Source organism: Streptomyces sp. NPDC048473 (assembly GCF_043200155.1).
Classification (GTDB): domain Bacteria; phylum Actinomycetota; class Actinomycetes; order Streptomycetales; family Streptomycetaceae; genus Streptomyces.
Genome location: NZ_JBICXE010000002.1, coordinates 20,993 through 46,756, shown reverse-complemented (window position 1 = coordinate 46,756; position 25,764 = coordinate 20,993). Strand labels below are relative to the sequence as shown.

Sequence of the window (25,764 nt, the reverse complement as noted above, 5' to 3'; positions counted from 1 at the left end):
CAATGTGTTGCCCGCGTCGGGGCCCTGGCATGGCGAATGGCCGCGGCTTTCAAGCCACGGCCATTGCGGGGAGGGGAGGGGACGGGGTGCTCAGCTGTGGTTGTAGGCCACCAGCGAGATGCCGACGTAGTGCACGATGAAGGCCGCCAGGGTCAGCGAGTGGAAGACCTCGTGGAAGCCGAACCACCGCGGTGACGGGTTGGGGCGCTTGATGCCGTAGATGACACCGCCGGCGCTGTAGAGCAGCCCGCCGACGACGACCAGCACCAGCACCGCGATCCCGCCGGTCCGCATGAAGTCCGGCAGGAAGAAGACCGCGGCCCAGCCCATCGCTATGTAGCAGGGCGTATAGAGCCAGCGCGGGGCGCCGACCCAGAACACCCGGAAGGCGATGCCCGCCGCCGCCGCCGCCCAGACCGCCCACAGGAGCGGCGTCCCGGTCGACTCGGGGAGCAGGAGCAGGGTCAGCGGGGTGTAGGTGCCCGCGATGATCAGAAAAATATTGGCGTGGTCGAGCCGGCGGAGCACCGCCTCGCCGCGCGGACCCCAGGTGCCGCGGTGGTAGACCGCGCTCACACCGAACAGCAGGCACGCGCTCAGGACGTAGATGCCGCAGGCGATCCGGCCGCGGACGCTGTCCGTCAGTGCGATCAGCACGATCCCCGCGACGATCACGGCGGGAAACATCCCGGCGTGCAGCCAGCCACGCATCCGTGGTTTCACCGGGACGGTGTCGGACTCGGCTGTTTCCAGCCCGGCTGGCTCGGGCGCGGCGGCGGCAGCAGTCATTCCCGCATCGTACCTACGCCACCGTAGGTAACGGATACGAGTGGCGATGCTCACGTGTGCGGTCCTCTGGACATATGGGCGGATCGGTCGGATGATCAAATGAGTGCGGTCGGCACCGGATGAGCGCCAGTGAGATTCGAAGGGGTCGAAGCATCCGGGTCGCAGCCCCCACGGGGCAACTACCAAACAGACACCCCTCAACAAGGAGCGATCGTGGCGCGCGACATCGCGGCTCCCCTCACTGTCCCCACCAATCACCAGGAGCTCGTCTCCTGGGTGAATGAGATCGCAGCCGTCACCGAGCCGGACCAGGTGGTCTGGTGCGACGGCTCCGAGGCCGAGTACGAGCGCCTGTGCGGGGAGCTCGTGGCCAAGGGCACGTTCACGAAGCTGGACGAGACCAAGCGCCCGAACTCCTACTACGCCGCGTCCGACCCGAGCGATGTCGCGCGCGTCGAGGACCGTACGTTCATCTGCTCCGAGAAGGAGGAGGACGCGGGTCCGACGAACCACTGGAAGGCCCCTGCCGAGATGCGGGAGATCTTCACCGGTGAGAAGGGTGTGTTCCACGGCTCCATGCGCGGTCGCACGATGTACGTCGTGCCGTTCTGCATGGGCCCCGTCGGCTCCCCGCTCTCCGCGATCGGCGTCGAGATCACCGACTCCGCGTACGTCGCCGTCTCGATGCGCACCATGACCCGCATGGGACAGGCCGTCCTCGACGAGCTCGGCACCGACGGCTTCTTCGTCAAGGCCGTCCACACGCTGGGCGCGCCCCTGGAAGAGGGTCAGGAAGACGTTCCGTGGCCGTGCAACACCACCAAGTACATCTCGCACTTCCCCGAGGACCGCGAGATCTGGTCGTACGGCTCCGGCTACGGCGGCAACGCCCTGCTCGGCAAGAAGTGCTACGCGCTGCGCATCGCCTCCGTCATGGCCCGCGACGAGGGCTGGCTCGCCGAGCACATGCTGATCCTCAAGCTCACGCCGCCGCAGGGTGAGGCCAAGTACGTTGCCGCCGCGTTCCCGAGCGCCTGCGGCAAGACCAACCTCGCCATGCTGGAGCCCACGGTCGCCGGCTGGACCGTCGAGACCATCGGCGACGACATCGCCTGGATGCGGTTCGGTGAGGACGGCCGCCTCTACGCGATCAACCCCGAGGCCGGCTTCTTCGGTGTCGCGCCCGGCACCGGCGAGCACACCAACGCCAACGCCATGAAGACCATGTGGGGCAACTCCGTCTTCACCAACGTCGCGCTCACCGACGACGGCGACGTCTGGTGGGAGGGCATGACGGAGACCGCTCCGGCCCACCTCACGGACTGGAAGGGCAACGACTGGACCCCCGCGTCCGACACGCCCGCCGCCCACCCGAACGCCCGCTTCACCGTCCCGGCCGGGCAGTGCCCGATCATCGCGCCCGAGTGGGAGGACCCGAAGGGCGTGCCGATCTCGGCCATCCTCTTCGGCGGCCGCCGCGCCTCGGCCGTACCGCTGGTCACCGAGTCCTTCAACTGGCAGCACGGTGTCTTCCTCGGAGCCAACGTCGCCTCCGAGAAGACCGCCGCCGCCGAGGGCAAGGTCGGCGAGCTGCGCCGCGACCCGTTCGCCATGCTGCCGTTCTGCGGCTACAACATGGGCGACTACATGAACCACTGGATCAAGGTCGGCGCGGACAAGCCGGACCAGTCGAAGCTCCCGAAGATCTACTACGTGAACTGGTTCCGCAAGAACGACGCGGGCAAGTTCGTGTGGCCGGGCTTCGGCGAGAACAGCCGCGTCCTGAAGTGGATCGTCGAGCGCCTGGAAGGCAAGGCCGAGGGCGTCGAGACGCCGATCGGCATCCTGCCCGCCAAGGGCGCCCTGGACACCAACGGCCTGGACCTCTCCGAGTCCGAGCTGGACTTCCTGCTCACGGTCGACAAGGAGGTCTGGCGCGAGGAGGCTGCGCTGGTCCCCGAGCACCTCAACACCTTCGGTGACCACACGCCGAAGGAACTGTGGGACGAGTACCGCGCGCTGGTCCAGCGCCTGGGCTGACGCCCCCGGGCGCACCCCGCGTGGGTGCGCCCCCCGCACACCCCGCGGCCGGGTCCTCCAGACATCCGCCCTGACCTGTGGGGTCAACGGCCCGCCGCGGTACGGCCCCCGGAATCCCCTTACGGTTCCGGGGGCCGCCCTTTCCTGCCCTTTTGCAGCGCACCGACAGAAAGGGCGCCGGCACGCCGACATCGGCAGCCGTCGCGCCCGACGGCACCTTGGCAAGGACGTGGGGGAGGGCAGCAGCGACCCGGCCGGAAAACGTACCGTCGTCTTCAAGGACCTGGAGCGGGGTGGCACGGAGACCAAGGAGGCCGTCGGGCCGGTCCCGGTGCGGGGGCGGCCGGAGTGCGTGGTCGCGGACGCGATGTTCCTGTCGACTGCCTCGGCCGCGACATCCCGGCCGGGAACGCCATGAATGGGTGGCACCCGGTCCACGCGCCTCGACGGCCGTGGACCGGGGCCGTCAGAGGGCGCCGACCAGGTGTGACGAGGCGGCGGGGGCGGTGGCGGCGGAGACCGCCGCCGTGTGGGCGTCCATGCGCTCGGCCGCGAGGATCGCGACGGCCGTGTCGGCGCGGGACGCGGCCACCACCAGTGCGCGGCCCGCGAGGGCATGGGCGCGGCGGTGGAGCGCGAGTGCGGGTGCATCGGTTCGACCGGCGTGCCGGGCGGGCGGCGCGCCGCGCAGCCTGGCCACCTGCTCGGCGATGCGGTCGCCCGCCGCGCCGAGGTCCAGCTCGTCGGTGACCGCGAGAAGTGCGGCCAGGTGCCCGGCGAGCTGGATGTCCAGCTCTTCCTCGCGGGAACGGTGCGGGAAGTCGTCGGCGTGGTCGGCCGGTGTGTGGACCGATTTGGTGCGGATCGGTTCGTACATGGATGGCCTCCTGGTGTTGCTGTGGAACCATCCTACATTGGATTCAGTCTAAAGTTGTCTGCAATCGATTCCGGGACCGACGGGGGCGACCGTCCGCCCGCTACGGCTGGCCGTATCCGTCCAGGAAGTGCGCGATCCGGGTCACCGCGTCCGTCAGATCCTCGGCCGAGGGCAGCGTCACGATGCGGAAGTGATCGGGCTCCGGCCAGTTGAACCCGGTGCCGTGCACGACCATGATCTTCTCGGCCCGCAGCAGGTCGAAGACCATCTGCCGGTCGTCCTTGATCTTGTAGACCTTGGGGTCGAGGCGCGGGAAGAGATACAGCGCACCCTTCGGCTTCACGCAGGTCACGCCCGGAATCTGGGTCAGCAGGTCGTACGCGACATCCCGCTGCTCCAGGATCCGCCCGCCCGGCAGCACCAGCTCGTTGATCGACTGCCGCCCGCCGAGCGCGGTGGCCACGGCGTGCTGCGACGGCATGTTGGCGCAGAGCCGCATATTGGCGAGGATCGTCAGCCCCTCGATGTACGAGGAGGCGTGCGCCTTCGGACCGCAGACCGCCATCCACCCCGACCGGTATCCGGCCACCCGGTAGTTCTTGGAGAGCCCGTTGAAGGTCAGCACCATCAGATCGGGCGCGATCGTCGCGGTCGGGGTGTGGGTCGCTCCGTCGTACAGGATCCGGTCGTAGATCTCGTCGGAGCAGACGACCAGATTGTGGCGCCGGGCGATCTCCGTCAGCGCCCGCAGCATCTCGTCGTCGTACACCGCACCCGTCGGATTGTTCGGGTTGATGATCACGAGCGCCTTGGTGCGGTCGGTGATCTTCCGCTCGATGTCGGCGAGGTCCGGCATCCAGTCGGCCTGCTCGTCGCACCGGTAGTGCACGGCCGTACCGCCGGCCAGCGACACCGAGGCGGTCCACAGCGGATAGTCCGGAGCCGGTACGAGGACCTCGTCGCCGTCGTCGAGCAGTGCCTGCATCGACATCTGGATCAGCTCGGAGACGCCGTTGCCCAGATAGATGTCCTCGACGTCGAGGTCGATCCCCTTGGTCTGGTAGTGCTGCATCACTGCCCGCCGTGCGGACAGCAGCCCCTTCGCATCGCCGTAACCGTGCGCCCCGGAGAGGTTGCGCAGTATGTCTTCGAGGATCTCGGGCGGGCACTCGAACCCGAACGCGGCAGGGTTGCCGGTGTTCAGCTTGAGGATGCGGTGACCGGCTGCTTCCAGCCGCATCGCCTCCTCGAGCACGGGGCCCCGGATTTCGTAACAGACATTGGCGAGCTTCGTGGACTGGATGACCTGCATGTCTGGGAGCTTACGACTGCGTTTCGCGCGCCGCCCGGGCTTTCCCCTCCGGTTGCCCCACCCGGGTAACCCCGGCGCCCCGCCCCGTCTTCCATAACCATGCACCCACCACCCCCGGACCGTGGGAACGCCGGTCGGGACGGGGGCGGGGCTTGGAATGGGCCGGAACGGGGGCGTGACGGACGCGGACGGGTGAGATGCGCCACGTGAGCGGGAGTGTTCGGGGAGTGAGGGGCGTGAGGGGCGTGCGAAGCCGCTTCCCTCGTCACTCCGGCAGCCGTGTGCCCCGGGGGAGGTGGATGTCGAAGTCGGCTGCCAGCACCCGGAGCACCTCGGCGCCGTCTGCCAGTTCCCGTTCCTTGCGCGTGCCGTCGTTGGCCGTGACCACGAGAGTGCGGCCGGTGAGGGACAGGTGGGCGTCCGGGGTGGTGCGCTGGACGTACACCTGGTGCTGGAACGGGGAGCGCGGATTGGTCGCGATGTGCCAGTTGATGACCTCGTAGTCCGGCGCCTCGAACGGTTCCAGCGTGAAGGCGTACTGGGCCTCCCACGCCCCGGCGGCGGTCTGCGCCTGGAGCTCCCACTGCTCCAGCGGCCCGTCGTGCGGGGTGTTCACGAGCCGGTGGCGGCGCGGGGCGTCGTACAGCTCCTCGTCCGCGGCCAGCGGGATCGGCTCCAGCAGCGAGCCGGTGGCGCCGAAGCCGACATCGGCCAGATACGGGATCGGCTCGCCCGGCACCTCGGCCAGCATCAGCATGTGGGTGCGCGGCCGTACGTCCCCGGGCCGGGCCCCCAGCACGACCCGTGCGCAGAGCAGCGTGATCCTGAACCCGAGCGCGGTCAGCGCGGCGGCGAGCAGGGTGTTCTGTTCGTAGCAGTAGCCGCCGCGCCCACCGCGTACGAGCTTCGACTCCAGGTCCGCGACCGCGAGCGAGGGCGCGCTGCCCAGAACGGGGTCCAGGTTCTCGAACGGGATGCCCAGCGCGTGGGCACGGTGCACGGAGCGCAGCACCGCCGCGGTCGGCCGGCGCTCCCCGGTCCAGTCGATGCGGGCGAGATAGGCGTCGAGGTCGAGGCCGGGGGCGGGGCGTTGGCCGCGGTCGGCTTCGCGGTCGGATGTCATGCCTCGACCGTACGCAATCGGGTGGGGGCGGAGTGCCGAGCAGGTCGACCACCCCCGTCGTGCTCTTTCCGGGCCGCCGGGACGATCCGAGCGCGTTCCTATGTTTCGCGGGCCGCCATCAGCCGTCCCACGGCCTGTTCCAGTTCGACGATGCGGTCGGCGAGGTCCGCCCGGCCAGGACTGGGCGCATTTCGTAGCAGGATTTCCGCCTGGGCGAGTTGGCCGACGACCTCAGCGAGCCGGTCGGGCTCTTCCGGGGGTGCCGGGGGTGCCGGGGGTGCCGGGGGTTCCGCGGAGTCCGGAGGGTCCGTGTGGTCCGTACCGTACGACGGCTCGGTGGATGCGCGAGCCGGGTCGGGGGCTGCCGTCGAGATCCCGGGGTGGCCGCCGTCGGCCGTCAGGAGGCGTTTCAACTGTTCCGCCTGGTCGGTGAGTTGGCGGTTCTTGCGGTGCAGGTCAAGGAAGACGTTGACCTTGGTCCGCAGCAGCCAGGGGTCGAACGGCTTGATCAGGAAGTCGGCGGCGCCGACCGTATAGCCGCGGTAGGCGTAGTTCGGGTCGACCGCGGCACCGGTCAGCAGGATGATCGGGATGTCCTTCGTCTGGTCGAGACCCTTGATGTTGGCGGCGGTCTCGAAGCCGTTCATGCCCGGCATCATCACGTCGATGAGCACGACTGCGAACTCCTGGCGCAGCATCGCCTTGAGAGCTTCCTCGCCCGATTGTGCGCGGACCACGTGGGCCAGCGAGCCGAGTACGGCTTCGAGGGCGACGAGATTCTCCTCCATGTCGTCGACGATGAGGATGCTGGAGGTCTCCGATGCTGCTTCCCGTGTCGCCGTCATGATGGCCGCCCTGTTGTGCCGTTGTCGTCGTCCTTGTCGGTGAGGGTGTCGCCGTCGCCCTGGTCCGTGGGAGTGTCGCCGTCGTCCCGGTCCGTGGGGGTGTCGCCGTCGTCCCGGTCAGTGGCGCCGGCATCGTCGGGAGGATCCGGTCGCGGCTCCGGGGAAGTGCACTGCGGGTCGAGGAGCCGGCAGATCACGGACAGCAGGCGGTCGACGTCCACCGGCTTGGGGACGTAGTCGTTCGCGCCGCTCTCGATGGCCTTCTCACGGTCACCGGGCATGGCCTTTGCGGTGAGCGCAATGACCGGAAGGTCCGCGAAACGAGGTGTGCGGCGGATCGCTGCGATCATCTCGTATCCATCCATTTCGGGCATCATGATGTCCATCAGCACCAGTGATACGTCAGGTGTCTCATCAAGGACCTCAAGGCCCTCGCGGCCGTTCTCCGCGTACTTGACGCTGATGCCGACGCGGCCCAGCACATGCGTCAGTGCGAAGACGTTCCGGATGTCGTCGTCGACGATGAGGATGCGACGGTTTGCCAGCACGTCGGCGGGGCGGCCGCTCAGCCAGTCCTTGAGCCGGGTCGTCTCCGGCCAGCTGACGCCGTCGTCGTCGCCGTCGTCGGGCCGGGTTCCGGTGCGGGGCAAGGACTCCTGGGTGCCGAACACATCGATCTGCGCGGGCGTGGACTCGGCCGCGGGCCGGCCGGTCGGGGTGGTGGGTCCGGCGATGGCCCGGATGGTGCCGCTCGCGGGGCGCGGTTCCACCGCGGGGGCGGCATCGGAGGGCGGACTTGTGTAGTGCGTGGGGACGAAGAGAGTGAAGGTGGATCCGACGCCCGGCTCGCTCTCGGCGAAGATCCGGCCGCCGAGCAGGCCCGCCATGTCCCGGCTGATGGAGAGGCCGAGCCCGGTGCCGCCGTATTTGCGGTTGGTGGTGCCGTCGGACTGCTGGAACGCCTCGAAGATCCCGTCGAGCTTCTCCGGCGGGATGCCGATTCCGGTGTCCTTGACGGTCAGAGCGATGACGGCGTCGGCGTCGCGCAGCGTCTCCTCCTCGAAGTCCGAGGGCGTCGCGCGTTCGACGAGCAGTTGGACTCCGCCGGACGAGGTGAACTTCATCGCGTTGGAGAGGAGGTTGCGGAGGATCTGCTGGAGACGCTGCTCGTCGGAGAAGAGTTCGAGGGGTACGTTCTCGCCGACCTTGATGTCGAACGACAGGCCGCGGTCCAGGGAGAGCGGCTGGAACGTCGCCCGTACGTAGTCGAGCAGCTTGATCAGCGGCAGAGTCTTGGGATGCACATCCATCCGGCCTGCTTCGATCTTCGACAGGTCGAGGATGTCGTTGATCAGTTGCAGCAGGTCGGAGCCGGCCCGGTAGATGGTGACGGCAAACTCCACCTCCTGCGGGGAGAGGTGGTCGTCGGGGTTGTCGGCGAGGAGCCGGGACAGCACGAGGAGCGAGTTGAGAGGGGTGCGCAATTCGTGCGACATGTTTGCCAGGAATTCCGACTTGTACTGGGAGGACGTGGCCAGCAGCGCCGCCTTCTCCTCCAGCTCGGCGTTGGTGAGCTGCAACTCGTCGGAGCGCTTGCGCAGTTCGGCGGTGAGGCGCTGGGATTCCGAGAGGAGGGACTCGGTACGGGAGTTGGCGATGATGGTGTTGATGGAGACACCGATGGTGTTCACGAACTGGTCGACGAAAGCGAGGTGGACCTCGCTGAAGCGGCTGAACGAGGCCAGTTCGATGACTCCGAGCACCCGGTCCTCGAAGAGGATCGGCAGGATGACGACGCTGGCCGGTGCCGCGGCGCCGAGGCCGGAACTGATGGTGATGTATTCCGTGGGGACTGCCTCGATGAGGATCCGCCGTTTCTCCGTGGCGGCCTGGGTGATCAGACCCCAGCCGGGGGCGTCGAGGCTGAGCCGGGTACGCCGGCGGCGGCCTTCGGGCTGGCCGGTGCCGTAACCGGCCAGGAGCTCAAGGTCCTCGCCGGGTGACGCACCCGCCTCGGCCAGGAAGAACGCGCCGTACTGGGCGTTCACCAGAGGGGTCAGCTCGCGCAGGATCAGGTCGGCGACCTCGACCAGGTCGCGGTGGCCCTGCATGAGTCCGGCGATACGGGTCAGGTTGGACTCCAGCCAGTCCTTGGCGCGGGTGGTCTCACGGAGGTTCGCCACCATGAGGTTGATGTTGTTCTTCAGGGCGGCGACCTCGCCCTGGGCTTCCACCGAGATGGAGCCGGACATGTCGCCCTGCGTGACGGCGCTGGCGACCTCGGCGATCGCGCGCACCTGGGTGGTCAGGTTCAGCGCCAGCTCATTGACGCTGGTGGTCAGCCGCTTCCATGTCCCGAAGACGCCCTCCACCCGGGCCTGCCCGCCCAGCTGCCCCTCGCTGCCCACCTCGCGGGCCACTCGTGTCACCTCGGAGGAGAACGCGGAGAGTGTGTCGACCATCGTGTTGATCGTGGACTTGAGTTCCAGGATCTCGCCGCGCGCGTCCACGTCGATCTTCTTCGACAGGTCGCCCTCCGCGACGGCGGTGGCGACCTGGGCGATGTTGCGGACCTGGGAGGTGAGGTTGTCGGCCATGAAGTTGACGTTGTCGGTGAGGTTCTTCCAGACCCCCGAGACGCCGTGGACCTGGGCCTGGCCGCCGAGTCGCCCCTCGGTGCCGACCTCGCGGGCCACCCTGGTCACCTCGTCCGCGAACGCCCGCAGCTGCTGGACCATCGTGTTGACGGTGTCCTTCAGCTCCAGGATCTCGCCGCGCGCGTCCACGTCGATCTTCTTCGACAGGTCGCCGTTGGCGACGGCGGTGGTCACCTGGGCGATGTTGCGGACCTGGGAGGTCAGATTGAGCGCCATGCGGTTGACGTTGTCGGTGAGGTCCTTCCAGACCCCGGAAGCGCCCCTGACCTGGGCCTGGCCGCCCAGGTTGCCCTCGGTGCCGACCTCGCGGGCGACGCGGGTGACCTCGTCGGCGAAGGCGGAGAGCTGGTCGACCATGGTGTTGATCGTCGACTTCAGCTCCAGGATCTCCCCCTTGGCCTCCACGGTGATCGTCTTGCCGAGGTCGCCCTCCGCGACGGCGGTGGCGACCTGGGCGATGTTGCGGACCTGGGAGGTGAGGTTGTCGGCCATGAAGTTGACGTTGTCGGTGAGGTCCTTCCAGACCCCGGATACGCCCCTGACGTGGGCGCGGCCGCCGAGCTGGCCCTCGGTGCCGACCTCGCGGGCGACGCGGGTGACCTCGTCGGCGAAGGCGGAGAGCTGGTCGACCATGGTGTTGATCGTCGATTTCAGCTGCAGGATCTCGCCCCGCGCGTCCACGGTGATCTTCTGACTGAGGTCGCCGTTGGCGACGGCGGTGGTCACCTGGGCGATGTTGCGGACCTGGGACGTCAGGTTGGACGCCATGAAGTTGACGTTGTCGGTGAGGTCCTTCCAGACCCCGGATACGCCCCTGACCTGGGCGCGGCCGCCGAGCTGGCCCTCGGTGCCGACCTCGCGCGCGACCCTGGTCACCTCGTCGGCGAACGCCCGCAGCTGGTCGACCATGGTGTTGACCGTGAGCTTCAGCTCCAGCAGCTCGCCGGTGGCCTCGACCGTCACCTGCTGCGTCAGGTCGCCGCGTGCCACCGCCGTCGTCACGACCGCGATGTCCCGCACCTGTGCCGTCAGCCGGGACGCCATCGTATTGACCGCTTCGGTCACATGGAGCCAGTCGCCCGACAGTCCCTGCGCCTTCGCCCGGCCGCCGAGCCGGCCCTCGGTGCCGACCTCGCGGGCGACCCGGGTCACCTCGCCGGTGAAGAGGGAGAGCTGGTCCACCATGCGGTTCACGCCGATGCCCAGGCGCCGCAGGTCACCGCGGAGCTGGCGCCTTCCGTCGTGCAGATCGACGTGCTGGGTCAGATCGCCGTCCGCGACGGCGTCGAGCACCCGGGTGGCCTTGGCGACGGGCACCGCCAGCGCTTCGAGCACCGTATTGGCGGCCTCGATGTTCGTCGTCCAGGTCCCCGAGCCGGGGCTCGCCGAGATCCGCTCGTCCAGCCGCCCCTGCCGGATGATCTCGTGGCGCACCCGCTGGAGCTCCGAGGCGAGATGCGCGTTGCGCGCAACGATCTGCTGGAACACCCCGGCCATCTCGGCCGGCACCCCGTCCGGCAGGGTGGCCCCGCCCCGTTTCTCCGAGTCCTCCACTCGCGCTGTGAAATCACCGTCGCACAGGGCCCTCATCGCGACGAGCAAGGGGCGCAGATCGCTCGTACGAACCCACTGTCCGTCGGGCTCTGTGCCGGGCCGAGTCGGGGCCTGTGCCATGGAACACCCTCCACCCAAGATCCATTGGTGTGCACCAGAGGTTCATTTAGTCACGTATGTCATAGTATAAAGCGCACGAAAGTACTCTTTGTCGGGCGTATTTGGTGTATGCGGGAGGAATGGTGATCCCGTCGTCCGTGCGCGCGAGCGAATCGGTGTCCAGGAATGGGCTGCCCGCGAACCAGCTGGCGGCCGCCCGAGCCCGGGAATTCGTGTACGCGGCGCTCCAGGGGTGGACGGCGCCACCCCCGGACGGGCGCGGGGGCGGGGCGTCGGCCACCGGCGCGGATCCCGAGGCGGGCGCGGCCCCCGCTCGGGTGACGTTCCCCGAGGAGCTCGTCGACGACGCCGTCCTGCTCGTCAGCGAACTGGTCACCAACGCCGTCATGTACGCCGGCACCGACATCGACGTGGTCTGCCGCCTGGAGCGGAACCCGGCCACCCGGGTGAGCGTCGTCGTGGAGGTCGCGGACCGCCACCCCTCCAGAGGGGTACGCGGCGGAGCGGACACCCGGCACGGTGAGCCCGGCTACGGCCTCCAATTGGTGAGCGCGCTCTCGGAGTCCTGGGGCGTGACCTACCGCCGGGCGGAGAAGAGGGTCTGGTTCCGGCTGGAGGCCGCGGAGGGAGAGAGCGCTGCGACGGATTCGGCCTCCTCCGCGCCCGGTAGCGATGCCCGGCCCCATGATGCAGGGGCATCCGTACATCCGCCGCACGCCCACGGGTACGACGCCGGGTGGGCCGACCGTGACGGACCGTCGTTCCTCGCCGAGACCAGCGAACTCCTGGCAGGCCAGCTCGACGAGGCCATGGTCACCGCGCTCGCGGCCCAGATGCTCGTACCCCGGCTCGCAGACTGGTGCGGTATCTGGCTCAGCACGCCGGGGAGGGGCCTGCAACTGTCCCGGGTCTGGCATGCCGACGAGCAGCGCATCACTCCGCTGCGCGAGGAACTGGAGCGGACTCTGCCGCCCGCCGCGCTCCGCACCGGCGGTACGCCCTGGCCGTGGCCGGAGAGCGCCGGCGCCGCCCATGAGGGCGGGTCGGCGTTCGCCTTCCCGCTCATCGCCCGCGATACCGACCAAGGTGTACTGCTGCTCGGCCGGGCCGGGCAACCGCAGATGACCGACGCCGTGGGGCGGATGGTGCAGGATGTGGCCCGCAGGGTCGCGCAGGCCGTATTCACCGCCCGGCAGTACACCCGGCAGCGCAGGATCAGCGCTGCGCTCCAGCGCAGGCAGTTGCCGGCGACGCTGGCCAGGATCGTCGGCGTCGACACGGCGATCGTCTACGAGCCGCACGGCGAGGGGCAGACCGTCGGCGGCGACTTCTACGACATCTTCCCGATGGGCGAGGACCGCTGGTGCTTCCTGCTCGGGGACGTACAAGGAAAAGACCCGGAGGCGATGTCCGTCACCGGCCTGGCCCGGCACCTGGTGAGGCTGCTGGCGCGCGAGGGTCATGGCGTCGAGTCGGTGCTCGGCCGGCTGAACGTCGCCATGGCGGAAGAGAGCGCCGAGGCATTCGCGCTCGGCAGCGAGCAGACAGGCTCCCGCTTCCTGAGTCTGTTGTACGGGGAGCTGACGGTGCACCCGGGCGTGGCCGGAGCCCGCTGCACGGTCGCCAGCGCAGGCCATCCCCCGCCGCTGCATCTGTTCGCCGACGGCAGGGTGGAACCGGCCTCCGAACCCCAGATGCTGCTCGGCATCGATGAGGGTGCCGAATTCCAGGCCGGCACCTTCGACCTCGCGCCCGGTGAGACGCTGTTGTGCGTGACCGACGGCGTCACCGAACGCCGCTGTGGCAACTGGCAGTTGGACGACAACGACGGTCTGGCCGATGTGCTCCGGCAGGGTATGGGGCTGGGCGCGAAGGCACTCGCGGAGTACGTACGGCGCGCGGCACACGACTTCGGGACGGGGCCGGTCGAGGACGACCTCTCGGTACTGGTGCTGCAAGCGGTGGCGGGGGACTGCCCTGCGCGGCGGACCTGAACGTCGCCCGGCAGGCCGAGAGCCCGCTCGGCAGCGGGGATGTGCACGGCAAGCCCGCGCCTACGTGGTGGCGCGGCGGACCTCGGTGAGCGTACGGTCGTCGACGGGTACGGCAGGCCGTCGTGGCCGAGCACTTCGGGGGTGACGCCCTGGGCCGCCTCTGCGCTGCGGTCCGGGTCGCGAAGGAGGGCGAGGCCGGAGCGGGCGTGCATTTCGACGAAGCCGGGGAGAGGGCGAGACCGTCGTGGACTGGCAGACGTGGCACGACCAGTACGACCTCCCCGACTCATGGTTGGCACGCCGGCTGCAGGCGGTCGCGGCCCGGATCCGGGCAGCCCTCGACGCCGCGCCGCCCGGCCCGCTCCGGGTGATCAGCGTGTGCGCCGGTCAGGGGCGCGATCTGATCGAGGTGCTCGCCGACCACCCCCGCCGCGACGACGTGCGCGCGCTCCTGGTCGAGCTGGACCCGCGGAACACCGCCTTCGCCGCGGAGTCGGCGCGGGAAGCCGGGCTGCGGCGGGTGGACGTCGTGACGGGCGACGCCTCGCTCACCGATCACTACCGCGCGATGGCACCTGCGGATCTCGTGCTGGTCTGCGGAGTGTTCGGCAACATCACCGATGAGGACATCGAGCGCACCGTCGGCACCTGCACCCAGCTGTGCGCGACCGGTGGCACCGTCATCTGGACCCGGAACCGTGCCGCGCCCGACCGGGTGCCACTGGTCTGCGACTGGTTCGAGCAGCGCGGCTTCGATCGCCAGTGGCTGTCCGAACCCGATGCGGGGTACGGCGTCGGCGCGCACCGTTTCACCGGTGAGCCGCACCAACTGGCCGAGGGGTACCGCATGTTCGACTTCGTCGGCTACGACGTACTCAAGGCGCGGGCGGGAGCAGGCCCCCGGGCGGACAAGGCCTGATACCGGCGACCGGTCACAATCCGAGTGCGGCGGCGAACCGGGCTCCGGCACACTGCGCTGGTGAACGCAGCCCCTTCCCCGTCGCCGCAGGTGCGGGCCCTGAGCCATGTCGAGTCCCTGGTGCTGGACCCCGGCTACCGGTCCACACCGGTCGAGGAGGCGGCCCGCCTGCTCCCCTGCCGTACGGAGTGGCACGCCGGATTCCGGCTGACCGTCGAGCAGTTGCGCCGCCATCCCGGCTCCGGGGTGCGGAGTTCGTCGGTCTCGGCGCCGAGATCGCGCAGGACGGCATGCTCGACCCCCGCGTCATCGCAGACGCCGCCCGCACCGGCCGGTACGAACTGCAGTCGCTCAAGATGGTCCGGCACTGCCCGGCCCGCTTCGGCGCACCGCCGCACCCGACCCGGCCGACCCGACCGATCCGGGCACAGAATGTCGGGTCCGCCGGGGGCGTGCTTCCTAACGTGAGTGCTCGTAAGGGAAGGAGGCCGGAATGCTGGAGCGGCTGAACCAGGCCGTGGAGCACATCGAGTGCTGCCTCGATCAGCGGATCGAGGCAGCACCGCTGGCGCGGATCGCGATGACGTCGGAGTACCACTTCCGGCGGATGTTCTCGGCGTTGGCCGGGATGCCGCTGTCGGAGTACATCCGGCGCCGGCGGCTGACGCTCGCGGGTGCCGAGGTGCTGGCAGGGGAGCGGACGCTGCTGGAGATCGCGGTGCGCTACGGCTACACCTCGGGGGAGGCGTTCGCGCGGGCGTTCCGGGCCATGCACGGTGTCGGCCCCGGCGAGGCCAGGCGGACCGGTGCGGCTCTGCGGTCCCAGCCCCGGATGTCCTTCCGCCTCGTGGTCGAAGGGAGCAGCAGCATGCGGTACCGGATCGTGGAGAAGGAGGAGTTCCGTGTGGTCGGGAAGAAGGCGCGGGTTCCCCTCGTGCACGAGGGGGTGAACCCGGCCATCGCCGAATTCATCCGGGGCATCGGACAGGAGACGGTGCGGCGCATCGCGGAACTGTCCGACCAGGAACCGGAGGGAATCGTCTCGGTGAGCGACGACCTCGCCGACAGCCGGGCGGAGGGGACCGAACTCGACTATTACCACGCCGTGGTGACCGGTGCGGCCGTGCCCGAGGACCTGGACGCGCTGGTGGTCCCGGCGGGCACCTGGGCCGTTTTCGAGAACTCCGGGCCCTTCCCGCAGGCGCTCCAGTACCTGTGGCGGGATGTGTTCACCCAGTGGTTCCCGTCCAATCCGTACCGGAGCAGGCCCGGTCCCGAGATCCTGCGCACCCGGGTGTCGCAGGACGCCGGACAGGCCGAAGCGGAACTCTGGATCCCGGTGGAGCGGACGGCGGTCTGAGACCGGGAGGTCCGAGGCCTGACGGCCCGACGGCTTGAAACCGCCCCTTGTGGGGGCCCCTCTTGTGCGCCAACATGCGCATGTCAAAACCGAAGGAACTTCGGTCGCAGGGGCCACCTGGGCCCTGCACAGGTCACTAGAGGGGACCCCCACATGAACAAGCCTCTCGTCGGCGCGCTCTTCACTGTTCTGCTGCTCGGGGCAGGAATCGCACCCGCAACCGCGGCCGCCGGCCACGATGCGGCAGCGACCGGCACGGTCAAGACGAAGCTCAGGCCGAAAGCGGTCAACTTCGCCGGGACCGTCGCGCTCAGCAACTGTTCCGGCTCCGTCGTCCGTACGCCCGACTCCCAGCCCTCCGACCCCGCACTCGTGCTCTCCAACGGGCACTGCATGGAGTCGGGATTCCCGGGACCGGGCGAGGTCGTGTTCGACCAGCCGTCCACCCGTAGCTTCACCCTGCTGAACGCCGCGGGCAGCGGAGTCGGCACCCTGCGGGCGAGCAAGATCGCGTACGGGACGATGACCGACACCGACATATCGGTGTACGAACTCACCCGCACCTACGCCCAGATCGAGAGCAGCTACGGCATCAAGGCGCTGGAGCTCAACACCGCGCACCCGGTCCAGGGCACCGCGATCACGGTCGTGTCCGGCTACTGGAAGCGCACGTACGCCTGCAACGTGGACGGTTTCGTCTACCGCCTCAAGGAGGGCGAGTGGACCTGGAAGGACTCGGTCCGCTACACCTCCGCCTGCCAGACCATCGGCGGTACGTCCGGCTCCCCGGTGATCGACAACGCGACCGGCAAGGTCGTCGCCGTCAACAACACGGGCAATGAGGACGGGCAGGAGTGCACGGACAACAATCCGTGCGAGGTCGACGAGAGCGGCAATGTGACGGTGCGCCAGGGCATCAACTACGCCCAGGAGACCTACGGCATCGTGCCGTGCATCGGTACCGGCAACAAGTTCGACCTCGACCGGCCGGGGTGTGCCCTGCCCAAGCCGTGAGCCGGTGAGCCCCGTTGCCGCCGCGATGCCCGGTCGGACATCGCGGCGGCGGCGCGCTCATGGGCTCACCGCGTATCCGCGCGCCGGATCGCCGCCTCGATCCCGTCGAGCAGTACGTCGAGTCCGACGGTGAACGTCTCCCGCGCCTCGCGTTCCAGGTACGGCATCGCCTCCTCGCCGGGCACGGAGGGCGGCGGCTGCGGGGTGCCCTCGCTCTCCATCGCGGTCAGGCTCGGGTAACGGTCCGCGAAGTCGGGCGCCACCTCGCCCAGCAGCGCGGAGCGGGCGAACCACCACTCCTCGTCCGACTCGCCCGTCACCGCCGCTGCCTGCCGCGCCTCGGCGACCGTCCCGGCGCAGCCGCGGACGAAGTGGGACAGCGTGCCGACCAGCCGCCGCAGCAGCGGGGCGTCGAGCCCGGTTCCGTTCAGCAGGCGTACGAGCGTGTCCAGGCCGGCGTACTCGTGCGGGCCGAGGACCGGGCGGGCCTGGGAGACCTGGAGCACCCAGGGGTGGCGGAGGTGGAAGGAGAGGGTGTCCCGCGCCCAATCGGTCAGCCCCGCACGCCAGTTGCCGGTGTCGGCGTACTGGGTGGGCAGCTCGGCATGGACCGCGTCGTACATCAGGTCCAGCAGCTCGCTCTTGCTGGGGACGTACGTGTAGAGCGCCATCGCCGTACGGCCCAGCCGCTCGCCCACCGCGCGCATCGAGAGTGCGGCCATGCCGTCCTCGTCGGCGACGGTGATCGCGGCGGTCACGATCGCGTCCACGCTCAGCCCCGGCCTGGGGCCCGGCCCGGGGCTGCGGCGCGGCTGCTCCGGCTGTTCGGCGCGCCACAGCAGGGACATCGAACGGCGGGCATCGCCCTGTCCGGCAAAGACCACCACTTGCGACTCCTTACGCCATAAAGTAACTTCGCCGAGGTAATTCATAACTCCTTATGGCGTAAACTATCAGTCGCAGAGAGTGGGTGTCGCGATGGGGCAGGCATTGCCCGTTTCGTACGTACGGGTCGTGGGCGTGGAGCGGATCACCCCGCGGACGGCACGCGTCACCTTCGCCGGGGACGCGCTGGCGGAGCTCATGGAAGACCGGCCCGACCAGCAGATGAAGCTCTGCTTCCCGAGGGAGGGGCAGGACGTGCCCCGGCTGCCGGAGCCGGATGCCGACGACACGTACGGCATGCGGTGGTACGAGGCGTACCTCGCGATCCCCGAGCCCGAACGCCCGCTGCTGCGAAGCTTCACGGTTCGCGCGTACGACCGCCGGCTCGGCCTGATGGCCGTCGACTTCGTGCTCCACGGCGACGAAGGGCCCGCCGCCCGCTGGGGCCGGGACGCGCGACCCGGGGACGTCCTCGGCATGGTCGGCCCGTCGTCGATGTACGCCCGGCCGCTTCCCGCCGCCGACTGGCTGCTGCTGGCCGGGGACGAGACCGCGCTCCCGGCGATCGGGACGCTCCTGGAATCCCTCCCGGCCGGGGCGCGGGCGGTGGTGTACGCCGAGGTGGCCGACGAGGCGGAGGAGCAGGTGCTCGAATCGCCCGGTGAGGTGAGCGTCCACTGGGTGCACCGGGACCGGGGCGGGACGCTGACGGACGCGGTGAGGGGCGCCGGGCTGCCCGCCGGGTCCGGTGCCGTGTGGCTGGCCGGTGAGGCCGGGGCGGTGCGGGCCCTGCGCCGCCATCTGGTCGAGGAGCGCGGACTGCCCCGGGCCGCCGTGGAGTTCAGCGGCTACTGGCGGACGAGCCTCACCCAGGACGACGCCCCGACCGAGGAGGACCTGGCCTGGGCGAAGGAGCGGGCGGCGGAGGGGCCGGATGCCGCCTAGGCGCGGCCTGTTCCCCGTACGGCCCGGCCCGCCAGTACCTGGGTCCGGCGGCCGTCCTCGATGACGAAGCGGCCGTCGATCAGTACGTGCGGGATGCCGACCGGCAAGGTGCGCGGTTCCTCGAACGTCGAGCCCGCCGCCTAGGCGGCGGAGGGACCGGATGCCGCCTAGGCGCGGCCTGTTCCCCGTACGGCCCGGCCCGCCAGTACCTGGGTCCGGCGGCCGTCCTCGATGACGAAGCGGCCGTCGATCAGTACGTGCGGGATGCCGACCGGCAAGGTGCGCGGTTCCTCGAACGTCGAGCCCGCCGCCACCGTCGCCGGATCGAAGAGAACCAGGTCCGCGCGGTAGCCCTCGCGTACGTATCCCCGGTCGGCCAGGCGCAGTCGCTTCGCCGGGCGGGAGGTGAGGTGGGCGACGCACTCCTCCAGTGACAGGATGCCCAACTCCCGTACGTACCGGCCGAGATACTGCGGAAAGGTGCCGTACGCACGGGGGTGCGGCTTGTCGCCCTGGAGGATGCCGTCGCTGCCGCCGGTGTGCACACGGTGGCGCATGATCTGCCGGACGTTCTCCTCGTGGCCCACGTGCTGGAGGATCGTCGAGCCGAGCCGGTCGTCGATGAGCAGCCGGCGTGCGGTCACCCAGGGCGCCTCGCCGCGCAGGCGGGCGGACTCGGCCACCGTACGGCCGACATGGCCGGCGAGGCCGGGCACGCTGACGCCCGAGATCTCGATCGTGTCCCACTCGATCGGCACGCCGTGGCAGCCGTCCGAGCCCAGCACCTCCATGTGGTGCCGGATCCGCTCCGCCGTCGCGTCGTCCGCCAGGCGCGTGAGGATCGACCCGGGTCCGCCCTCGCTCGCCCAGCTCGGCAGCATCGCGACGAGGGTCGTGCAGCCGGGCGTGTACGGGTAGGTGTCGAGGGAGATGTCCGCGCCCGCGTCGAGGGCGTCGTCGAGCAGGGCGAGGAAGTCCGGCGCCTTGCCCTTGTTCACGCCGAAGTTCATGGTGGCGTGGGCGAGATGGAGGGCGCAGCCCGCATGCCTGGTGAGCTGCACCATCTCCTCGTACGCGCCGAGCGCGCCCGCCCCGTACGAGCGGTGGTGCGGGCAGTAGTAGCCGCCGTATCCGGCCACCACCCGGCACAGTTCGGTGAGTTCGGCGTCGTTCGCGTACATGCCGGGGGTGTACGTGAGGCCGGAGGACATGCCGACCGCGCCGTCCGCCATGCCCCGGGCGACGAGTTCCTTCATCCGGGTCAGCTCGGCGTCGGTGGCCGGGCGGTCCTCCCAGCCCATCGCGTACATCCGGACCGTGCCCTGCGGGATGAGGTAGGCGGCGTTGACCGCGATGCCCCGGCCGTCGAAGTTGCGGTCCAGGCGGTCCAGGTATTCGCCGACCGTGCGCCAGTCGAAGTCGAGGTCCGAACCGTCGCCGTTCCAGCCGGTGATCGTCTTCCGTACCTCGGCGAGCGTGCGGTCGTCGACCGGGGCGTACGACAGGCCGTCCTGGCCGAGGACTTCGAGCGTGACCCCCTGCGCGGCCTTGGCGCTGTGGTCGGGGTCGCGGAGCAGCGCGAGATCGCTGTGCGCGTGCATGTCGACGAAGCCGGGGGAGAGGGCGAGCCCGTCGGCGTCGAGGGTGCGGCGGGCGGTGGGGCGCGGGCCGGGGGCGTGTTCGGGGTGGATCTCGACGATCCGGCCGTCGCGGATGGCCACGTCGGCGCGGTGGGTGGGGGCGGGGGTGCCGGTGCCGTCTATGACGTGTGCGTTGCGGATGACCAGGTCCATGGGGTGGGCCGCCTTTCAGGGGGTTGTTCGTTCCCCGGCCCACCCCCGGTCCGGGAAGGGGAGGGCAGGGGAACGACCCCGTAGGGATCAGAAGAACGTGCGGATGTAGTCGACGACCGTGCCATCCGCTTCCACCAGCGGAATCAGCTGCCACTTGTCGAAACTCGTGCACGGATGCGACAGGCCCATCCCCACCCAGTCACCCACCTCCAGCTCCGCGCCCGGCTCCGTACGTACCCATGTGTGCTGGTCCGACAGGCCGCTGACCGCGACACCCGTCGCGGGCCGGAGCGAGCCGTCGCGCCCGGACCGTACGACCTGCGCCTGTGGGAGGTCGAGGTCGTACGCCGCGTCCCGCTTGCCCGCGTTGAGGAACGCCTGCTCGGGGGAGGGCCGGGAGACGACCTGGGCCCAGAGCCGGAAGGCGGGCTGCAGGGCCCCCTCCTGCGGGATGCGGTTGAACGGGGTGATGTGGCGGTAGCGGCCGTCGTCGTGCGAGACGTACGCCCCCGAACGCAGCAGCTTGAGCACCGCACCGGAGAGTTCCGGGATCTGGGCGAACACGTCCGCCACCGCGTCGAACCACGCACTGCCGCCCGCGCTGATCACGATCCCCTCGTCGGCCGCCGACGCCGCGAACCGGCCCGCGCGGTCGAAGTCCACGGCCAGCGCGACGAGCCGGCGCAGCCACTCCCGTACCCGCTCGCCGGACGCGTCCGGTACCTCGCCCTCGTAACCGGCCACGCCCACCAGGCGCAGCGTCGAGGCCGCGGCCACCGCATCGGCGACCGCCACGCACGCGGCCTCGGTACGGGCACCGGTACGCGCACCCTCGCCCGCGCCCAGCTCCACGACGACGTCGACGGGGCGGGAGGCGCCCGCCGCCCGCAGCGCCTCGTCCATCAGCTCCACGCCGCGCACCGAGTCGACGTAACAGATGAAGCGGAAGTCCGGATCGGAGTCCAGCTCACCGGCGAGCCAGCGCAGGGCCGTGGCGTCGACGAGCTCGTTCGCGAGGAAGATCCGCCGGATTCCGTACGCCCGGTAGACCCGCGCCTGGTGCGGCACGGCCGCGCTGATGCCCCAGGCGCCGTGCTCCAGCTGGCGGGCGAAGAGCTGCGGGGACATGGAGGTCTTGCCGTGCGGGGCGAAGGCGAGCCCGTGGCGCTCCGCGTACGTCTCCAGAAGGGCGAGATTGTGCTCGACCGACTCGGCGGACAGGGCGAGCACCGGGGTGGTGAAACCGCCCGTGTAGAGATTGCGTCGCTCGGCGGCGAGGGCGCCGACGGTCAGGCCCTCCGCGTCGGGCGGGAGCGCCTTGAAGCGGTGGTCGACCAGCTCGTCGGCAAGTCCGGCCACAGGAAGGTCGGCGGCCAAGGGGGCCTCCTCGATCGAAGTAGTCGTTGCAGCATGTGCAACACCCATTGCGCATATCGCGTAAGGCTGTCTAACATCCGAGCCGACGCCGGGTCAATGCCGAGAGCCGGTGCTGTTCCTCCCTGAACCGCTGCCCCGAATCGACGAACCCGCTGCCCCCGCTAGGAGCCCCGAGTGCCCGGAACCCCGGCCAGGACCGCCGACGCCGCCACGGCCGCCGAAGTCGTGTGCCTCGGCGAGTCCATGGTGACGTTCCTGCCGTCGCAGCCCGGACGCCTTGCCGACGTACCCTCCTTCGGCCGCGGTATCGGCGGCGCCGAGTCCAATGTCGCCTGCGCGCTCGCCGCCGCCGGGCACCGGGCGGCCTGGGTCGGCCGGGTCGGGGCGGACGGGTTCGGGGACCATCTCGTCGAGGCGATCGCCGGGTACGGGGTCGACACCTCCGCCGTGCAGCGCGATCCGGTACGGCCCACCGGGATCTACTTCCGTACGGCGACGGACCGGGCCGCCGATGTGCACGAGGTCGCGTACTACCGGGCCGGGTCCGCCGCCTCCGCGATGTCCCCGGACAACATCCCGTACGAGGCGCTGTTCGCGGGCCGCGTCCTGCACCTGTCCGGCATCACGGCGGCGCTCTCCGCCGACTGCCTGGCCCTGCTCCACGACCTGACCGCGCCCCGGCCCGGCCGCCCGCTGATCTCCTTCGACGTCAACCACCGGCCGGGCCTGTGGCGCGACGCCGACGCGGCCCCGGACGTGCTCCTGGACCTGGCCCGCCGCTGCGACCTGGTCTTCGTCGGCGAGGACGAGGCGGAGGAGGCGTGGGGGGTGAAGGGGGCGGAGGCGATTCGCGCCGTGCTGCCGGAGCCGGAGGTGGTGGTCGTGAAGCGCGGGTCCGACGGGGCGACGGTCTTCTCGGGGCTCCGCCCCGGACCCCGCTCCTCAATCGCCGGAGGGGCTGAAATTGCCCCCGGAGGGGATGAGGTTGCCTCCGGAAGGACTGAAACAGGCGGGGCCGAAGGTGTCACCGCCGTCCCCGCCCTCCATGTGGACGTCGTCGCCCCCGTCGGCGCCGGTGATGCCTTCGCCGCCGGGTTCCTCTCCGCCACCCTCCGCGACCTCCCCGTACGCGACCGCGTCCGGCACGGCCACCTCATGGCCGCCGCCGTCCTCACTGTCCCCGGCGACCTCACCGACCCTCCGGCCCGTGCTCACGCCGACGCCCTTGCCGCACTGGACGACGAGGCCTGGGGGAGACTTCGTCTCGGCCCCGGGTGGACGGGGGGCGACCAGGAGGTACGTACGACATGAGTCAGACCGTCGACCGGGCGCTGAGCATCCTGCCGCTGCTCGCCCAGGGGCCCGCCGACCTCGGGCAGGTCGCCGAACGGCTCGGCGTCCACAAGTCCACCGCGCTGCGCCTGCTCCGTACGCTCCATGAGCACGGGCTCGTCTACCGCCAGCAGGACCAGCGCTACCGCCTCGGCGCCCGCCTCTTCGCGCTCGCGCAGGAGGCTGTCGAGAACCTCGACGTACGGGAGATCGCCCATGCCCACCTCGTCGAACTCAACGAGAGCTGCGGCCACACCGTGCATCTCGCGGTGTACGAGGAGCACGAGGTCCTCTACATCGACAAGGTCGAGAGCCGCTACCCGGTCAGGATGTACTCGCGGATCGGGAAGCCCGTCGCGATCACCGTCGCCGCCGTGGCGAAGCTGCTCCTCGCCGACCTCACCGAGCCCGAGCGGCGCGCCATCGCCGAGAAGCTCGACTTCCCCATGTACACGTCCCGTTCGATCCCGAACGCCGGTGCCTTCCTCAAGGAGCTCGCCGTCGTCCGCGAACAGGGCTGGGCCACCGACCTCGGCGGCCACGAGGAGTCCATCAACTGCATCGGCGCCCCCATCCGGGGGGCTGACGGGCGGGTCGTCGCCGCGATGTCGGTCTCCGCACCCAACGTCGTCGTCACGGCCGAGGAACTCCTCACTCTGCTCCCCCTGGTGCGCCGCACCGCCGACACCATCAGCCGGGAGTACTCCGGCACCAACCCACCCAAGAAAGCCTGAACAGCCATGACCGAGAAGATCGCCCTCACCCCGAGCACCCACACCACGCCGCCCGCGAAGTTCTCGCACGGGGTGAAGAAGGGGAACATCCTCCAGGTCGCCGGCCAGGTTGGCTTCCTCCCCGCAGACAGCGTTTCAACCGGCCAGGCCCCGACCCCCGCCGGTCCGACGCTGCGCGAGCAGACCCTCCAGACCTTCGCCAACGTCAAGGCGATCCTGGAGGAGGGCGGCGCGAGCTGGGACGACGTGATGATGATGCGCGTCTACCTCACGGACGTGGACCACTTCGCCGAGATGAACGAGATCTACAACACCTACTTCGGCGAGCAGAACCTCAAGGCGGCCCCCGCCGCCCGTACGACGGTCTACGTCGGCCTCCCCAAGGGCCTGCTCATCGAGATCGACGCGCTCGCGGTCCTCGGCTGAACCAGCTGATCCACTTGCCGCACCTGCTTCACCGCACCACCGCGCACGGCACGGCGCCCCGCACCACGGGAGCGCCGTGCCGCGCTCCCCCCTGCCCAAAAACGCTCTCCGACAACGGAGTTACCCATGCTGCTCGCCGCAACCCCACCCCCGGCCGAGACGCCACCCCACACCGGTGGACTCCTCCTGCTCATCGACGGCACCGCCGGTCTGCTGACCGTCGCCGCCCTCGGTATCGCGCTCCTCCTCTTCCTGATCATCAAGGTCAGGCTGCAGCCGTTCGTCGCGCTGCTCGCCGTCTCCATAGCCGTCGGCCTGGGCGCCGGTCTCTCCGTCACCGAACTCTTCGGTACGGTCCAGAAGTCCGCCGCCGTCTCCGTCATCGAATCCGGCATGGGCGGCATCCTCGGCCATGTCGCGATCATCATCGGCCTCGGTACGATGCTCGGCGCGATCCTCGAAGTGTCCGGCGGCGCCGAGGTGTTGAGCGCCCGCCTGCTGAACCTCTTCGGTGAGAAGCGCGCCCCGCTCGCCATGGGCCTGACCGGCCTCATCTTCGGCATCCCGGTCTTCTTCGACGTCGGCATCTTCGTCCTCGCGCCGATCGTCTACGCCGCCGCCAAGCGCTCCCGCAAGTCGATCCTGCTCTACGCGATGCCGCTGCTGGCGGGCCTCTCGATGACCCACGCGTTCCTGCCGCCGCACCCGGGCCCGGTCGCCGCCGCCGGACTCTTCCACGTCTCCCTCGGCTGGGTCATCCTGATGGGCGCCGTCGTCGGCATCCCGTCCGTACTCGCCGCCTGGGCTTACGCCGCCTGGATCGGCAAGCGGATCTTCGTCGAGGTCCCCCAGGACATGGCCGAGGCCGCCGAGGAGGCCAAGGCCGCGGTCGTCGCCGAACAGCGGGCCGCCGGGGCCACTCCGCGCGAGGAGCCGGTCGCGCTCTCCACCGTACTCATGATCATCGGCACCCCGCTGGTGCTGATCCTCGCCGCGACGTTCTCCTCCATCGCGCTGGACCCCTCCACCTTCCGCTCCGTCATCGAGTTCTTCGGCAACCCCTTCGTCGCCCTGACGATCGCGCTGCTGCTCGCGTACTACCTGCTGGGCATCCGGCGCGGCTGGTCCCGCAAGTCCCTCGAATCGGTGTCCACTTCGTCCCTCAAGCCGGTCGGCAACATCCTGCTGGTCGTCGGCGCGGGCGGCATCTTCGGCGCCGTCCTCAAGGGCAGCGGCATCGCGGACGCACTCGCCGACACCTTCAACGACGTCGGTCTGCCGGTCATCCTGCTCGCCTGGCTGATCTCCGTGGTCCTGCGCGTCGCCCAGGGCTCGGCGACGGTCGCGATCGTCACCACCGCCGGCATCGTCGTCCCCCTGGTCGAGGGCCAGGACATGTCCCAGGCGCATCTGGCGCTGATCATCATGGCGATCTCGGCCGGCTCGATCTTCGCCTCGCACGTCAACGACGGCGGCTTCTGGATGGTGTCGAAGTACTTCGGCATCACCGAACGCGACACCCTGAAGTCCTGGACGGTCCTGGAGACGGTCCTGTCGGTCGCGGGGTTCGTGGTGGCGGCGCTGCTGAGCCTGGTGATCTGACACCTGTGGCGCGGGGCGCGCGGGAAGCCGTGGCCCTCGTCGCCCCGGCATCCCCTACCACCGGAC

At 70.0% G+C, this 25,764-nt stretch carries 20 protein-coding genes and 2 pseudogenes; 12 read left to right on the top strand and 10 right to left on the bottom strand.

What is annotated here, in order from left to right:
- Window positions 1-90: 90 nt before the first annotated feature.
- Window positions 91-789 carry a hemolysin III family protein gene (locus tag ACGFU7_RS03550; protein WP_393691931.1) on the bottom strand — a complete coding sequence of 233 codons (699 nt, stop codon included), beginning with the start codon at window positions 787-789 and terminating at the stop codon, window positions 91-93.
- A 213-nt stretch (window positions 790-1,002) separates the two neighbouring features.
- Between ACGFU7_RS03550 and ACGFU7_RS03545 the strand changes: the two genes are divergently transcribed.
- Window positions 1,003-2,829 carry a phosphoenolpyruvate carboxykinase (GTP) gene (locus ACGFU7_RS03545; RefSeq protein WP_393691929.1) on the top strand — a complete coding sequence of 609 codons (1,827 nt, stop codon included), beginning with the start codon at window positions 1,003-1,005 and terminating at the stop codon, window positions 2,827-2,829.
- A 229-nt stretch (window positions 2,830-3,058) separates the two neighbouring features.
- On the top strand, window positions 3,059-3,247 hold the full coding sequence (locus ACGFU7_RS03540; protein WP_393691927.1) for a hypothetical protein: 189 nt from the start codon (window positions 3,059-3,061) through the stop codon (window positions 3,245-3,247).
- Window positions 3,248-3,295: 48 nt separating this feature from the next.
- Here ACGFU7_RS03540 and ACGFU7_RS03535 read toward each other — a convergent pair whose 3' ends face one another.
- The 5 genes from ACGFU7_RS03535 to ACGFU7_RS03515 all read right to left on the bottom strand — a co-directional run bounded on the left by ACGFU7_RS03535 (window position 3,296) and on the right by ACGFU7_RS03515 (window position 11,317).
- Window positions 3,296-3,706 carry a hypothetical protein gene (locus ACGFU7_RS03535; protein WP_393691925.1) on the bottom strand — a complete coding sequence of 137 codons (411 nt, stop codon included), beginning with the start codon at window positions 3,704-3,706 and terminating at the stop codon, window positions 3,296-3,298.
- Window positions 3,707-3,806: 100 nt separating this feature from the next.
- Window positions 3,807-5,018: a pyridoxal phosphate-dependent aminotransferase gene (locus ACGFU7_RS03530; RefSeq protein WP_393691923.1), complete on the bottom strand. Its 1,212-nt coding sequence runs from the start codon at window positions 5,016-5,018 to the stop codon at window positions 3,807-3,809.
- A gap of 265 nt (window positions 5,019-5,283) precedes the next feature.
- Window positions 5,284-6,141, bottom strand: a complete 858-nt coding sequence (locus tag ACGFU7_RS03525; protein ID WP_393691922.1) for an arylamine N-acetyltransferase — start codon at window positions 6,139-6,141, stop codon at window positions 5,284-5,286.
- Window positions 6,142-6,239: 98 nt separating this feature from the next.
- On the bottom strand, window positions 6,240-6,986 hold the full coding sequence (locus ACGFU7_RS03520) for a two-component system response regulator (RefSeq protein ID WP_393691921.1): 747 nt from the start codon (window positions 6,984-6,986) through the stop codon (window positions 6,240-6,242).
- Window positions 6,983-11,317 (bottom strand): HAMP domain-containing protein, encoded by a 4,335-nt coding sequence (locus ACGFU7_RS03515; RefSeq protein ID WP_393691920.1) that lies wholly within the window; start codon window positions 11,315-11,317, stop codon window positions 6,983-6,985. Before ACGFU7_RS03515 ends, ACGFU7_RS03520 begins: the two co-directional genes overlap by 4 nt.
- Before the next feature lie 119 nt (window positions 11,318-11,436).
- On the opposite strand from ACGFU7_RS03515, the gene ACGFU7_RS03510 reads away from it, so the two are divergent.
- Window positions 11,437-13,311, top strand: a complete 1,875-nt coding sequence (locus ACGFU7_RS03510) for a SpoIIE family protein phosphatase (protein ID WP_393691919.1) — start codon at window positions 11,437-11,439, stop codon at window positions 13,309-13,311.
- Window positions 13,312-13,374: 63 nt separating this feature from the next.
- On the opposite strand, the pseudogene ACGFU7_RS03505 reads toward ACGFU7_RS03510, so the two are convergent.
- Window positions 13,375-13,646 (bottom strand): annotated as a pseudogene (locus ACGFU7_RS03505) (hypothetical protein); the annotation flags it as partial.
- On the opposite strand from ACGFU7_RS03505, the gene ACGFU7_RS03500 reads away from it, so the two are divergent.
- The 4 genes and pseudogenes from ACGFU7_RS03500 to ACGFU7_RS03485 all read left to right on the top strand — a co-directional run bounded on the left by ACGFU7_RS03500 (window position 13,556) and on the right by ACGFU7_RS03485 (window position 16,604).
- On the top strand, window positions 13,556-14,230 hold the full coding sequence (locus ACGFU7_RS03500; protein ID WP_393691918.1) for a class I SAM-dependent methyltransferase: 675 nt from the start codon (window positions 13,556-13,558) through the stop codon (window positions 14,228-14,230). The pseudogene ACGFU7_RS03505 and the gene ACGFU7_RS03500 overlap by 91 nt on opposite strands.
- A 108-nt stretch (window positions 14,231-14,338) precedes the next feature.
- Window positions 14,339-14,739 (top strand): annotated as a pseudogene (locus ACGFU7_RS03495) (DUF3626 domain-containing protein); the annotation flags it as partial.
- Window positions 14,724-15,590: a GyrI-like domain-containing protein gene (locus tag ACGFU7_RS03490; RefSeq protein ID WP_393691917.1), complete on the top strand. Its 867-nt coding sequence runs from the start codon at window positions 14,724-14,726 to the stop codon at window positions 15,588-15,590. The pseudogene ACGFU7_RS03495 and the gene ACGFU7_RS03490, both read left to right, overlap by 16 nt.
- 153 nt (window positions 15,591-15,743) lie before the next feature.
- Window positions 15,744-16,604, top strand: a complete 861-nt coding sequence (locus ACGFU7_RS03485) for a serine protease (RefSeq protein WP_393691915.1) — start codon at window positions 15,744-15,746, stop codon at window positions 16,602-16,604.
- A 65-nt stretch (window positions 16,605-16,669) separates the two neighbouring features.
- On the opposite strand, the gene ACGFU7_RS03480 is transcribed toward ACGFU7_RS03485, so the two are convergent.
- Entirely contained in the window at window positions 16,670-17,491 is an 822-nt protein-coding gene (locus tag ACGFU7_RS03480) for a TetR/AcrR family transcriptional regulator (protein ID WP_393691913.1), read from the bottom strand.
- Between the two features lie 91 nt (window positions 17,492-17,582).
- Between ACGFU7_RS03480 and ACGFU7_RS03475 the strand changes: the two genes are divergently transcribed.
- The gene (locus ACGFU7_RS03475) at window positions 17,583-18,434 is read left to right on the top strand and encodes a siderophore-interacting protein (RefSeq protein WP_393691911.1); all 852 of its coding nucleotides are present in this window, start codon (window positions 17,583-17,585) and stop codon (window positions 18,432-18,434) included.
- Between the two features lie 167 nt (window positions 18,435-18,601).
- On the opposite strand, the gene ACGFU7_RS03470 is transcribed toward ACGFU7_RS03475, so the two are convergent.
- Both ACGFU7_RS03470 and ACGFU7_RS03465 read right to left on the bottom strand, forming a co-directional pair.
- Window positions 18,602-20,227, bottom strand: a complete 1,626-nt coding sequence (locus ACGFU7_RS03470) for an amidohydrolase family protein (RefSeq protein ID WP_393691909.1) — start codon at window positions 20,225-20,227, stop codon at window positions 18,602-18,604.
- Window positions 20,228-20,314: 87 nt separating this feature from the next.
- Entirely contained in the window at window positions 20,315-21,652 is a 1,338-nt protein-coding gene (locus tag ACGFU7_RS03465; protein WP_393691907.1) for an alanine racemase, read from the bottom strand.
- 126 nt (window positions 21,653-21,778) lie between these two features.
- Between ACGFU7_RS03465 and ACGFU7_RS03460 the strand changes: the two genes are divergently transcribed.
- The 4 genes from ACGFU7_RS03460 to ACGFU7_RS03445 all read left to right on the top strand — a co-directional run bounded on the left by ACGFU7_RS03460 (window position 21,779) and on the right by ACGFU7_RS03445 (window position 25,698).
- Window positions 21,779-22,915: a sugar kinase gene (locus ACGFU7_RS03460; protein WP_393691905.1), complete on the top strand. Its 1,137-nt coding sequence runs from the start codon at window positions 21,779-21,781 to the stop codon at window positions 22,913-22,915.
- Window positions 22,912-23,670 (top strand): IclR family transcriptional regulator, encoded by a 759-nt coding sequence (locus ACGFU7_RS03455; protein WP_393691903.1) that lies wholly within the window; start codon window positions 22,912-22,914, stop codon window positions 23,668-23,670. The genes ACGFU7_RS03460 and ACGFU7_RS03455 overlap by 4 nt, the downstream gene beginning before the upstream one ends.
- Before the next feature lie 6 nt (window positions 23,671-23,676).
- Window positions 23,677-24,096: a RidA family protein gene (locus tag ACGFU7_RS03450; RefSeq protein ID WP_393691902.1), complete on the top strand. Its 420-nt coding sequence runs from the start codon at window positions 23,677-23,679 to the stop codon at window positions 24,094-24,096.
- Window positions 24,097-24,222: 126 nt separating this feature from the next.
- Window positions 24,223-25,698, top strand: coding sequence for a GntP family permease (locus tag ACGFU7_RS03445; protein WP_393691900.1), 1,476 nt, complete (start codon window positions 24,223-24,225; stop codon window positions 25,696-25,698).
- Window positions 25,699-25,764: the final 66 nt, after the last annotated feature.